The sequence below is a fragment of the Xanthobacter sp. NM-25 genome (genome assembly GCF_022138605.1).
In the GTDB taxonomy this organism is placed as follows: domain Bacteria; phylum Pseudomonadota; class Alphaproteobacteria; order Rhizobiales; family Xanthobacteraceae; genus Xanthobacter.
Window position 1 is genome coordinate 298429 of record NZ_JACBFS010000003.1, and the last position, 12382, is coordinate 310810.

Annotated in this window: 10 protein-coding genes; 4 read left to right on the forward strand and 6 right to left on the reverse strand. The window is 67.0% G+C overall.

Annotation, left to right across the window (positions count from 1 at the left end):
- Window positions 1–3: 3 nt before the first annotated feature.
- The 3 genes from MEU52_RS10205 to MEU52_RS10215 form a co-directional block, all read right to left on the reverse strand.
- Window positions 4–1308, reverse strand: a complete 1305-nt coding sequence (locus MEU52_RS10205; RefSeq protein WP_238121174.1) for a homoserine dehydrogenase — start codon at window positions 1306–1308, stop codon at window positions 4–6.
- A 78-nt stretch (window positions 1309–1386) separates the two neighbouring features.
- Window positions 1387–2607 (reverse strand): LL-diaminopimelate aminotransferase, encoded by a 1221-nt coding sequence (locus MEU52_RS10210; RefSeq protein ID WP_238121175.1) that lies wholly within the window; start codon window positions 2605–2607, stop codon window positions 1387–1389.
- 148 nt (window positions 2608–2755) lie between these two features.
- A complete protein-coding gene (locus MEU52_RS10215) occupies window positions 2756–3085 on the reverse strand; it encodes a hypothetical protein (protein ID WP_238121176.1) in 330 nt (109 codons plus the stop codon).
- Between the two features lie 380 nt (window positions 3086–3465).
- Here MEU52_RS10215 and phaC point away from each other — a divergent pair, with 380 nt between their 5' ends.
- From phaC to MEU52_RS10235, 4 genes are all read left to right on the forward strand, one after another.
- Window positions 3466–5418, forward strand: a complete 1953-nt coding sequence (gene phaC, locus MEU52_RS10220; protein WP_238121177.1) for a class I poly(R)-hydroxyalkanoic acid synthase — start codon at window positions 3466–3468, stop codon at window positions 5416–5418.
- 124 nt (window positions 5419–5542) lie between these two features.
- Window positions 5543–6982: a threonine synthase gene (gene thrC / locus MEU52_RS10225; protein WP_238121178.1), complete on the forward strand. Its 1440-nt coding sequence runs from the start codon at window positions 5543–5545 to the stop codon at window positions 6980–6982.
- A gap of 11 nt (window positions 6983–6993) precedes the next feature.
- On the forward strand, window positions 6994–8259 hold the full coding sequence (locus MEU52_RS10230; RefSeq protein ID WP_238121179.1) for a M16 family metallopeptidase: 1266 nt from the start codon (window positions 6994–6996) through the stop codon (window positions 8257–8259).
- 90 nt (window positions 8260–8349) lie between these two features.
- Complete coding sequence (locus tag MEU52_RS10235) at window positions 8350–8973, forward strand: GNAT family N-acetyltransferase (RefSeq protein WP_238121418.1); 624 nt, start codon at window positions 8350–8352, stop codon at window positions 8971–8973.
- 32 nt (window positions 8974–9005) lie between these two features.
- Here MEU52_RS10235 and MEU52_RS10240 read toward each other — a convergent pair whose 3' ends face one another.
- The 3 genes from MEU52_RS10240 to MEU52_RS10250 all read right to left on the reverse strand — a co-directional run bounded on the left by MEU52_RS10240 (window position 9006) and on the right by MEU52_RS10250 (window position 12185).
- Window positions 9006–11000 carry an AsmA family protein gene (locus MEU52_RS10240; RefSeq protein WP_238121180.1) on the reverse strand — a complete coding sequence of 665 codons (1995 nt, stop codon included), beginning with the start codon at window positions 10998–11000 and terminating at the stop codon, window positions 9006–9008.
- A gap of 300 nt (window positions 11001–11300) precedes the next feature.
- Window positions 11301–11783 carry a bacterioferritin gene (gene bfr, locus MEU52_RS10245; protein WP_238121181.1) on the reverse strand — a complete coding sequence of 161 codons (483 nt, stop codon included), beginning with the start codon at window positions 11781–11783 and terminating at the stop codon, window positions 11301–11303.
- Between the two features lie 165 nt (window positions 11784–11948).
- The gene (locus MEU52_RS10250) at window positions 11949–12185 is read right to left on the reverse strand and encodes a (2Fe-2S)-binding protein (protein ID WP_238121182.1); all 237 of its coding nucleotides are present in this window, start codon (window positions 12183–12185) and stop codon (window positions 11949–11951) included.
- Between the last annotated feature and the right edge of the window lie 197 nt (window positions 12186–12382).

Below are 12382 nucleotides of genomic sequence, written 5' to 3' on the forward strand. Positions count from 1 at the left end.
TCATCAATCCTTTTCGATGCGGATCACCTGCGGCAGGGCGGTGACGACGCCATCGGCCTCGATAGCCGAGATGGCGCGGCGCACCGCCTGTTCCGAGGTGGCATAGGTGATGAGGATCACCCGCGCGGTGCCCTGAACGGAGGCGCCGGCGTCCTGGGGCGGACGGCGCTGGACGATGGACTCCAGCGAGATGTTCTCCTCGGCCATGCGCCGCGCGATGGTGGCGGCGGTGCCGGGCTTGTTCACCACCGAGAGGCGGATGTAATAGCCACCCTCGTGGCGCTGCATGGGCGCGCGCTCGGCCTTGGCGAGGCTGGCCACCGGCAGGCCGAAGGCGAAGCCGCGCACGCCACGGGCCACATCAGCCAGATCGCCCACCACGGCCGAGGCGGTGGCGTCGCCGCCGGCGCCCGGGCCCACCAGGGTGAGGGCGACGGCATCGGCATTCACCGCCACCGCATTGGTGACGCCGGACACCTGGGCGATGGGCCAATGCTTGGGCACCATGGTGGGATGCACCCGCTGCTCGATACCGGTCTCGGTGCGCAGGGCGACGCCCAGCAGCTTCACCTTGTAGCCGAGGTCGTCGGCGGCCTCGAGATCCTCCAGCGTCAGTTGGCGGATGCCTTCCACATAGATGGATTCGGAATCCACCTGGGTGCCGAACGCCAGCGAGGTGAGGATGGCGAGCTTATGGGCCGTGTCGAAGCCGTCGATGTCGAAGGTGGGGTCGGCTTCCGCATAGCCCAGGCGCTGTGCCTCGGCGAGGCAGGACTGGAACGAGAGCTTCTCGTCCACCATGCGGGTGAGGATGTAGTTGCAGGTGCCGTTGAGAATGCCGGAAACCCGCTCCACCACGTTGCCGGCCAGGGATTCGCGCAGGGTCTTGACGATGGGGATGCCCCCCGCCACCGCCGCCTCGAAATGGAGGCCCGCGCCCGAGGCTTCGGCGCGCTGGGCGAGATCAACGCCCCATTTGGCGAGCAGCGCCTTGTTGGCGGTCACCACCGGCTTGCCGGCATCGAGCGCCGCGGCCACCGCCGCCTTGGCGGGGTCGCCGTCGCCGCCCATCAGCTCCACGAACACGTCGATGTCGGGATCCCGGGCCAGCGCCACCGGGTCGTCGTACCAGCGCAGCGCCGAAAGGTCGACGCCGCGATCCCGGGTCCGGTCCCGCGCCGCCACCGCCACCACCTTGATGGTGCGTCCGGTGCGCAGGGCCAGTTCATCGGCGCGGCGCTGGAGCATGCGGATGACGGAGGCCCCGACGGTGCCGAGGCCCGCGAGGCCGACTTTCAATTCACTCATGGATCGGACCGGTTCTTTCCGAAGGTACGAGAACGCCCGCGGTGGGCGGGCGTTCGGGCGGGGCGGGCGTGACGCGGATCAGCGGGCCGCTGTGAGCGGCACCACATTATGCAGAGTCAGGCCGGCCTGATCGAAGAAGCGGCGGATGTTGCGCGCCGCCTGGCGGATGCGCTGCTCGTTCTCGACCACCGCGATGCGGACATAATCGTCGCCATGCTCGCCGAAACCGACGCCCGGGGCCACAGCCACTTCCGCCTTCTCGATGAGCAGCTTGGAAAATTCCACCGAGCCCATCTCGCGGAACGGCTCGGGAATGGGCGCCCAGGCGAACATGGAGGCCTTGGGAGCGGGCACCGCCCAGCCGGCCCGGGCGAAGCTGTCCACCAGTGCGTCGCGCCGCTTCTTATAGGTCTCGCGCATCTCGGCCACGTAATCCTGCGGGCCGTTCAGCGCCGCCGCCGCCGCCACCTGGATGGGCGTGTAGGCGCCGTAGTCGAGATAGGACTTCACCCGCGCCAGCGCCGAGATGAGCCGCTCGTTGCCCACCGCGAAGCCCATGCGCCAGCCGGCCATCGAATAGGTCTTGGACATGGAGGTGAACTCCACCGTCACGTCCATGGCGCCCGGCACCTGCAGCACCGAGGGGGGCGGGTTGTCGTCGAAATAGAGCTCGGCATAGGCGAGGTCGGACAGAACGATGAGCTCGTTCTTCTTCGCGAAGGCCACAACGTCCTTGTAGAATTCGAGATCCGCCACGCAGGCCGTGGGGTTCGAGGGATAGCACAGCACTACGGCGATGGGCTTGGGAATGGAGTGCTTCACCGCCCGTTCCATGGCGTGGAAGAACTCCGGCCCCGGTTCCACCGGCACCGAGCGGATGACGCCGCCGGCCATCAGGAAGCCGAAGGCGTGGATGGGGTAGGACGGGTTGGGGGTCAGGATCACGTCACCGGGGGCGGTGATGGCCTGCGCCATGTTGGCGAAGCCTTCCTTCGAGCCCAAAGTGGCGACGATCTGCCGATCGGGATCCAGCTTCACGCCGAACCGACGCTCATAATAGGCCGCCTGCGCGCGGCGCAGGCCGGGGATGCCCTTGGACGCGGAATAGCGGTCGGTGCGGGGCTTACCGATGGTTTCCTTCAGCTTCTCCAGCACATGTTCCGGCGCCTCGAGATCGGGGTTGCCCATGCCGAGGTCGATGATGTCCACCCCGGCATTGCGAGCGGCGGCCTTTACACGGTTCACTTGCTCGAACACGTAAGGCGGCAGCCGGCGAATGCGGTGAAAGTCGGTGGTCATCTCAATGGCTCCAAAGGCCGTGTCACAGGGTGTGATGAACAAGCCGCACCTGTCCCTCTCCCGGCGCGGCGAACGGGTCTTTTAGCACTCTTCGCTGAATGAAAAAGCAACGATTGCGATCGTTGTGGGGCAAAACCGGCGAGAGTGGTCAATTCCCGCTGTCGACGGCGCTGCGAATTTTCGCCTCGCGATCCCGCGACACCTGTTCCAGATCCCGCTGCAGCCGGGCGCGCTGCGCATCGGTCATGGGCGCGCGGCCGGTGCGCGGGGTGGTGCCGATGGTGGGATAGGAATCGGCCGGCACCTCGGCCACGTTCGAGGTATCCGGCGGCACCGGCAGGGTGAGGGGCGTATCGTTGGCGCACGCGGCCAGACCCAGGGCCAGGGTGGTGAGGACGCCGAAGGTGGCGAGAGGGCGGGCGGCGCGGGCCGGGACGGGGAGAGGCAGGATCCGCGGGCGGGGGCGCATCGTCGGCATGAACGCACACATCCCTGGTGCTGTGGGTGGCCTCGATCATCCCGCGAGGCTCGATCCGGGTCGCGTCCTCCGCTAATATGCGCAAATTGGGAAATGCGAAACAACCTGAGCCGGAAGCCCGGAAAAAACGGCATCAGGAGCAGGGAAGGACAGCCCAGGGTGAGGGGAACGCGGAGAATCGCCGCCGCGTCGCGATCGACATCCGACGTCCCTCCCGCACGCCCGGCGCCTGCTGCGATGCACCATATGCACAGGGCGCCGCCCGCCACGTCGCCGACATCCCGCTGCGCTAAGGAACGCCTTGCATTGGCCCCATCGTCTCGGGCTATGCTCTTTCTCTCGTACAGGTTGCGTCGATTTGTGATGCTATGGAGCGTGCCATGACCAGTTCCGCTGTCCAGCCTGCACCGACTCCGGACACGCTCACCGTGCCGGCGGAGCCCGCCGCTGCGGCACCGGCGGTCGCGCCCGCCGCCGTCACCGCGCCTCAGGAGAAGGCCCCTCAAGCCAAGGCCCCTCAAGCCAAGGCCCCTCAAGCCAAGGCGCCGGTGGCCGGAGAGGGGCAGAAGAATCTCAATCTGGAGACCTTCGCCCAGAATCTGGCACAGATGGTGGAGGAGGGCGGCAAGGCCATGGCTGCCTATCTCGCGCCCCGCGAAGCCGGCAAGACCGACGATCTCGCCGACGACATCGCCGATGCGCTGAAGACCGTCGGCCAGGTGGCCGAATATTGGATGACCGATCCCCAGCGCTCCATCGAGGCCCAGTCGCGGCTGATGACGGGCTATCTGTCGGTCTGGGCCAATACGGTGAAGAAGCTGGCGGGCGAACCGGTGGAGCCGGTCGCCGCGCCGGAGCCCCGGGACCAGCGCTTCAAGGATCAGGGCTGGAGCGAGAGCCCCATCTTCGATGCCCTGAAGCAGGCCTATCTCGTCACCTCCCATTGGGCGGAAGACATGGTGAAGGAGGCCGACGGCCTCGACCCGCATGTGCGGCACAAGGCGGAGTTCCTGGTCAAGCAGATCTCCAACGCGGTCTCGCCCTCCAACTTCGTGCTCACCAATCCGGAGCTGATCCGCGAGACCCTGTCCTCATCGGGCGAGAACCTGGTGAAGGGCATGAAGAACCTCACCGAGGACCTGGTGGAGGGTAACGGCACCCTGCGCATCCGCCAGACCGACATGAATGCCTTCGCCGTGGGGCGGAACCTCGCCCTCACCTCCGGCAAGGTGATCTTCGAGAATGAGCTGATGCAGCTCATTCAGTATGCGCCAACCACGCCGACGGTGAAGAAGACCCCGGTGCTGATCGTGCCGCCGTGGATCAACAAGTTCTATATTCTCGACCTGACCCCCGAGAAATCTCTGATCAAGTGGCTGGTGGATCAGGGCGTTACCGTGTTCACCATCTCCTGGGTCAATCCGGACGCGCGCCTCGCCACCAAGGGCTTCGACGATTACATGCGCGACGGCATCATGGCCGCGCTCGACACCGTCGCCATCGCCTCCGGTGAGCGGCAGGTGCATACGGTGGGCTATTGCGTCGGCGGCACCCTTCTGGCGGCGACCCTCGCCTATATGGCCGAGACCGGGGACGACCGGATCGCCTCCTCCACCTTCCTCACCACGCAGATCGACTTCACTCACGCGGGTGACCTGAAGGTATTCGTGGATGAGGAGCAGCTCTCCATTCTCGAACGCAAAATGAAGTCCACGGGCTATCTCGAGGGCAGCAAGATGGCATCCGCCTTCAACCTGCTGCGCTCCAACGATCTCATCTGGCCCTATGTGGTGAATAATTATCTGAAGGGGAAGGATCCGTTCCCGTTCGATCTTCTGTACTGGAACGCCGATCCCACCCGCATGCCGGCGGCCAACCACTCCTATTATCTGCGCAACTGCTACCTCTCCAACAACATCGCCAAGGGCAAGGCGGAGCTGGCCGGCGTCACCCTGGACATGCGCAAGGTGACGATCCCGGTCTATTCGTTGGCCACCCGGGAAGACCACATCGCGCCGCCCAAGTCGGTCTATGTCGGCGCCAATCTGCTGTCGGGGCCGGTGCGCTATGTGCTGGCGGGCTCCGGCCACATCGCCGGCGTGGTCAATCCGCCGGCCAAGATGAAGTACCAATACTGGGCGGACGGGCCCGCGGGCGGAGACTATGAGGGCTGGCTGGACGGCGCTCAGGAGCACAAGGGCTCCTGGTGGCCGGACTGGCTGGCCTGGTTCTCCGCCTTGAGCCCGCAGGATGTGCCCGCGCGTGAGGTGGGCGGCGGTCGCCTGACGCCCATCGAGGATGCGCCGGGCCGCTATGTGAAGCAGCGGTCCTGAGCGCCGCGCCGATCGGCACCCGGCAAGCCGCGCCTTCGGGCGCGGCTTTTTTGCGCCGTGTAGCGGAAGCCTTTCCCCGACCGGTGCAAGCGTTTAGTTTAGCGCCCCTGTCGTCATCGTTTCGATGCGGTCCCAATCCGGCGAGGATCTTTTGCGTTACGTCTCCACCCGCGGCGAAGCCCCGGCTCTCTCTTTTTCCGATGCGCTGCTGGCGGGTCTCGCCCGTGACGGCGGTCTTTATGTGCCGGAAACCTGGCCGACCCTTGCGCCGGAGGCCATCGCCGCCCTCGCCGGCAAGCCGTATCCCGCCGTCGCCAAGGCGGTGATCGCGCCGTTCGTGGGGGATGCGCTGCCGGAACGCGCCCTCGACCTGATGATCGCCGATGCCTATGCGGGCTTCCGCCACCCGGCGGTGACGCCGCTGGTGCAGGTGGGGCCGAACCGCTTCGTGCTGGAGCTGTTCCACGGCCCGACCCTGGCCTTCAAGGACGTGGCCATGCAGTTGCTGGCCCGGCTGATGGACCATGTGCTGAGCGCCCGTGGCGCCCGCGCCACCATTGTCGGCGCCACCTCGGGCGATACCGGTTCGGCCGCCATTGAGGCGTTCCGCACCTCCGATGCGGTGGATGTGTTCATCCTCTATCCCCACGGCCGGGTGTCGGAGGTCCAGCGCCGGCAGATGACCACGGTGAACTCGCCCAACGTGCACGCCATCGCGGTGGAAGGCACGTTCGATGATTGCCAGAGCATGGTGAAGGCCATGTTCAACCACCACGCCTTCCGCGATCAGCTGGCTTTGGCCGGGGTCAATTCCATCAACTGGGCCCGCATCGTCGCCCAGGTGGTCTATTATTTCTATGCCGCCACGGCCCTCGGCGCGCCCTATCGCGAGGTGTCGTTCGTGGTGCCCACCGGCAATTTCGGCGACATCCTCGCCGGTTGGGTGGCGAAGAAGATGGGCCTGCCCATCCGCGATCTCGCCATTGCCACCAACGTCAACGACATCCTGGTGCGCACCCTGAATACCGGCCGCTACGAGGTGACGGGGGTGACGCCGTCCACCTCGCCGTCCATGGACATTCAGGTGTCGTCCAATTTCGAGCGCCTGCTGTTCGAGGCGGTGGACCGGGATGCCGGCGTCATCCGCCAGCTCATGGGCTCGCTCGCTCAGTCGGGCAGCTTCACGTTGCCCAAGGAGGCGCTGGCCGCCATCGTCGCCGATTTCTCCGCCGCCCGCGCCGATGAGCCGGAGACCGCCGCCACCATCGCCAGGTTCTACAAGGGCGCGGGCTATCTGGTGGATCCGCACACGGCGGTGGGTCTCACCGTGGCCGACAAGGTGGAGCATGCCGCCAAGGTGCCGCAGGTGGTGCTGGCCACCGCCCATGCGGCCAAGTTCCCCGATGCGGTGGCCGCCGCCACCGGTTTCCGGCCGCCGCTGCCGCCCCATATGACGGACCTGATGAGCCGCCGGGAGAGCGTGACCGTGCTGCCCAATGATCTCGAGGCGGTGGAAGCCTTCATTCGCGGCCGGGCCCGCATCGCCGCCGGCGCGGCGGCGTGAAAGGAGACGGCATGAGCGTCGACGTCTCCACCCTCGAGAACGGCATTCTCGTCGTTACTGATTCCATGGAGCACCTGGGCACCGCTTCCCTCGGCATCTGGGTGGGCGCCGGCGCCCGCGACGAACAGGATGACGAGCACGGCATCTCCCACCTCTTGGAGCACATGGCCTTCAAGGGCACGCGCCGCCGGTCGGCGCGGCGCATCGCCGAGGAGATCGAGCAGGTGGGCGGCGACATCAACGCCGCCACCTCGGTGGAACAGACCAGCTACAATGTGCGGGTGCTGGGCGAGGATGTGGGTCTCGGCCTCGACATCCTGTCCGACATCCTGACCGAGCCGGCTTTTGCCGCCGACGAGCTGGCGCGGGAAAAGAACGTCATCGTCCAGGAGATCGGCGCGGTGATGGACACCCCCGACGACCTGGTGTTCGACCTGTTCCAGGAGCAGGCCTTTCCCGGCCAGGCGGTGGGGCGCTCCATCCTCGGCACGCCGGAGACGGTGCGCGGCTTCAGCCGCGACCAGCTCGGCGCCTATCTCGGCCGCACCTATCGCGGCCCCAAGATGGTGGTGGCCGCCGCCGGCGCGGTGCAGCATGAGCAGGTGGTGGAAGAGGCGCGCCGCCGGCTGGCGTCCATCGGCGCCAGCGACAAGCCGGAGCAGCCCGGCGCGCGCTACGCCGGAGGCCTTGGCCTCACCGCTCGCGACACCGAGCAGGTGCATGTGGTGATCGGCCTGGAAGGCTGTTCCTATCTCGACGCCGATTTCCACGCCTTGCAGGTGTTCACCAATGTGCTGGGGGGCGGCATGTCGTCCCGCCTGTTCCAGGATGTGCGGGAGGAGCGCGGCCTGTGCTACTCCATCTATTCCTTCCACTGGAGCTATGCGGACACCGGCCTGTTCGGCATTTATGCGGGCACCGATGTGGGCGACGTGGGCGAATTGTCGGAAGCGGTCATCGAGCAGCTCCTGGCGGCGCAGGACAGCATCACCGAGAGCGAGGTGGCCCGCGCCAAGGCGCAGATGAAGGTGGGCCTTCTGGCCGCGCTGGAGAGCTCGGGCGCGCGGGCCGACCAATTGGCGCGGCAGCTCCTGGGCTTCGGCCGCATCATCCCGGTGGACGAGATCGTCGCCAGAGTGGATGCGGTGGACGTTGCTGCGGTGCAGCGGGTGGCGCAAGATCTGGTGGCGCGCGGGCGTCCGACCCTGGCGGCGCTTGGCCCCAAGGCCGGGCTGGAGCCGGCGGCGCGTGCGGTGGAAGGGCTCGCCCGGCGGTGAGTGGGCCCGCCAGAACGGCAGGGCCCGGCGCGGCACGAACGACGGATGGCGGTCGGTGGGCCGGCAAGACGAGGGTTGAACGAAACCATCATGTGGCTGCTGAGCACGTTGTTCGCGCCGGATGTCCTGCCCAGCATCGAGGGCGACAGGGTGTATCTGCGGGTGCCGCAGACGGGGGACTTCCCCGCGTGGCGGGACCTGCGGGCGCAGAGCCGGGCCTTTCTCACCCCCTGGGAACCGTTATGGCCGTCCGATGACCTCAGCCGCGGCGCCTTCCGGCGGCGGCTGCGGCGCTACGCCCGTGACATGCTGGCGGACGAGGCCTATCCGCTGCTGGTGTTCCGGCAGGGCGACCACCAGCTGCTGGGCGGCCTCACCCTCTCCAACGTCCGTCGCGGGGTCTGCCAGGCGGCGAGCCTCGGCTATTGGATGGGTGCGCCTTATGCCGGGCAGGGCTATATGAAGGCCGCTGTCACGGCGCTTCTGCCCGTGGCCCATGAAGTGCTCCACCTGCACCGGGTGGAGGCGGCGTGCATGCCCAACAACCGCCCCTCCATCGCGCTGCTGGAGGGCTGCGGCTTCACGCGCGAAGGCTATTCGCGGGAATATCTGTGCATCAACGGGGTGTGGGAAGACCACCTGATGTTCGCCCGGCTGCGCCATGATGCCTTAAGGCCCGGCACCCGTCCGCGGGAGAGCTCCGCGGCCCAGTGAGCGGCGGCTCGCCCGGCCAGAGATGGGTGATCTCAGTCGGCCGGTGTCGCGTGGGCCGCCGGGGTGGCGGCGGGGGGCGTGGCAGGTATTGCAGCAGGGGTTGCTGCAGGGGGTGCTGCAGGTGTCGCGACCGGAGCCGCTGCCGGGGCGGCGGCGGGCGCCACCAGCTTCTCGATGACCGACCGCACGGTGGTGATGGCGCTCTTGTGACCCTTGACCGCCTCCAGCAACGACTGGGCGGCGTCGGATCGCTCGATCAGGCTGGCGGGATCGGCGATGATGCGGGGTGAGACCCAGGGTCCCTGCATCACGAACGGCAGCGAAATATCCGGCAGGCTGCCCTTGGGCGGGGCTATCAGGGCGGCTTCGCCGGTCAGGTCCAGGGAGCGGGTGCCGACATCCAGGGTGCCGCCCAGGGAGAGCCGCACCAACTTGCCGCTGAGCTTCATCTCATCGAGGGTGGCAAGGCCATATTGCAGGGTGGCGCGGGCCACCAGCCGGTCGAAGGCGGTGCGACCACCGCGCGGATCGCCACCGGAGAGCGGTCGGCGCTCGATGCGGCGCAGAACCTGGGCCACGTCGAATCCCACCAGATAACCGCCCTCGCTGGTGAGGCTGACCCGGCCGGCGAGGGTCTGGGCAATGTCCTGCGGGCTGCGGCCCTCGCCCTGGAGGTCGAACTGCAGGGTGCCGGTGCCCTCGAAATGATCGAGCCCGGCAAGGTCCGCGAGGGCCGGGGCGAGGGCGATGTCGGTGCAGTCGGCTTCCACATGCAGCGACAGGCCGGTGCCACTGGCGCGGTTGGCCCACAGGGGGGCCAGGGTCGCCGTGCCGCGCAGCATGCCGTTCCAGCCGTTGGTCTGTCCCAGCGCCAGCACCAGCCGCCCTTCGGACAGCACCGCGCTGGCGGCCACCGTGGTGAACAGGGTGTCGCCGGCGGTGACCTGACCCGCCGACAGGCGCAGGTCGAGGTCGAAGGCGTTGAGCACCGAGAGGTCGATGGGCTCCCGGCTCCATTCCAGGCCGTTGTCGCTGGTCAGGCGCAGGCGGCCATACGGATTGAGATTGAGCCGCTCGGCCGCGAACGTGCCCTGCAGCATCGGCCGGGCGTCGGTGAGCTTCAGCAGCAGGCCGCCCTCGGCGCGGTTGCCGTCCAGGTCCAGCATCGCCTTGGTGAGGGAGAGCTGATTGTCGTCCATCACCAAATGGGACGAGAGGCTGAACGCCTCGAAGCCGCGCGCGGTGGGGGCGGTGGCGCCGAGCCATTCGAGCAGGGCCCGCAGCGAATCCACGTCGGCCGAGATCGTGCCGTCGGCGCCGAAGCTGCTGCCGAAGCTGCTCTGCCCGCGAAAGCGCACAATGGCGCTGCGGGACGACAGGGCGATCCGCGTGGGGCTCTGGGTGCCGGCCAGGAAATCCTGGATATTGTCGACCGCGAGGCTGGCTTCCACCGCCTCGTCCCGCCAGTCGAAGGTGACGTCGAGGGCGACCCCGCGGCCATTGCGCATGCGGTCGATGCTGCCGTCGATGCCGGACACCAGCTCCTGGGTGAGCCCGCTTTCCGAGCGCCAGACCACAGTGCCGTTCACCACCCGCAATTCCGGCGCATCGGCGGCGGCGAGGAAGCCGGCCATGCCGAGCTGTGGTCGGACGGTCTCGCGGCGCAGCACCAGGGTGGGGCTGACCAGAGTGACGTCGGCGATCTCCACATGGCCGAGCAGCAGCGGCCACAGATTGATGCGGCTGACCACCGATTCCGCATCCAGGGCCTGGTCGCGGGGGAGGGAGAAGGTGACCTTGTGCAGGATGACGCGCGGCGAGGGCAGCAGCTGCAGCACCGGGTCGCCCGTGATGGTGACGCCCTGTGCGGTGGTGCCGGCCACGGCTTCGATGGCGGAACGGCGCAGATCGGCGGCGGGCACCAGCAGGGGAAGCAGCGCCAGCGCCGTCAGCGCCACCCCTGCGGCGAGCCCGCAGCCGGCGGCGACGATCAGCGCGAGGCGACGTGTGGGTGCGCCAAGTTTCAACGTCAACTCTCGAATGGTCGGGCCATGGAAGGCTCCATCGCCGGTCTCCCCGCCGCGCGGCACGCCGATCCGCGTCAGCGCGCCCCGGGGACTGGTGGATCCGTCTCATGGAAGAGCGGAAGGGCGCCTCGCGATGGAGGGCGCCTCAGTTCGGGGGCAACATCGTTATATTCTGTGTCGCTTTCAAGGCTGGCGCGATTGCCTGCGGAGGTAACATATAGCTGTCACTAAACGCCTTGATCCCATACGAAAAAGCCCGGCGCGAGGCCGGGCTTTCGGATCTGTCGGTGGTGGAGAGGATCAATCCTCGTCCATCTCGCCGATGTGGTGCTGCGCGTAGAGCTGCAGGCCGAGCTTGGCGACGAGGTCCAGCTGAGTCTCGAGGAAGTCGATATGGCCTTCCTCGTCGGCCATGAGCTCCTCGAAGAGGTCGCGGCTCGGATAGTCCTTCACCGACTGGCAGTAGGTGGCGCCTTCCTGGTAGAGGGCGCGGGCGTCCAGCTCGGCGGCGAGGTCCGCCTCCAGGATCTCCTTCACGTCCTGGCCGATCCGCAGCGGATCGAGCACCTGCATGTTCGGGAAGCCGTCCAGGAACAGGATGCGGTCGGTGAACTTGTCGGCGTGGACCATCTCCTCGATGGATTCCGCGCGCCACTTCTTCGCCAGCGCCTTGTAGCCCCAATTGTCGAGCATGCGATAATGGAGCCAGTACTGATTGATGGCGGTCAGCTCCGAGCGAAGGCCTCTGTTGAGGTATTCGATAACCTTCGGATCGCCTTTCATGGTCTGCTCCTGACGCCTAAAACCGGCCATACCTTGTGAAGTCGAAATGGTTTTAGACAAATTCTAAGTTGATTTCAACACCCGGAAACCGCTCGGCCGACGCTATCGGTGCGCCGCCGGTTCACGATGGCGTTTGCGGTTCAGCGGTGTGACCCGTGCCGGCGGTTACTCCGCCGCGACCATGCCGGTCAAGGCCGCGACCGCGCAATCCTCCGCGCACCCGGCGCAGCTGCGGGCCTGAGCCTGATCCATGATGGCACGAATGGTGCGGGCACAACGCCCGCATTGGGGGGAGCAGCCCAGGCAGCGATAAACCTCGCCGGGCGTACGCATCCCATCCGACGCCGCAAGGGCATCGAGGACCTGACGGTCCGAAAAGACGTTGCAAGAACAAACGATCATGGCAATGCCCAGATCAGCTCAATTAGAAGTCATCCAAAAACGTGCTTCTCATTCTCATTTACGCAGACACGGGCCTTCGCCGTCAACTGCGTAGAATTCCGAGCGCGTGAATCAGAATTTTTCTAAAGAAGTGGCGGGCGACATGCGGGTTCCGGAGGTATTCGCGCGCCGCTCTGGGCGGCTGCGCGGGGCGTTCT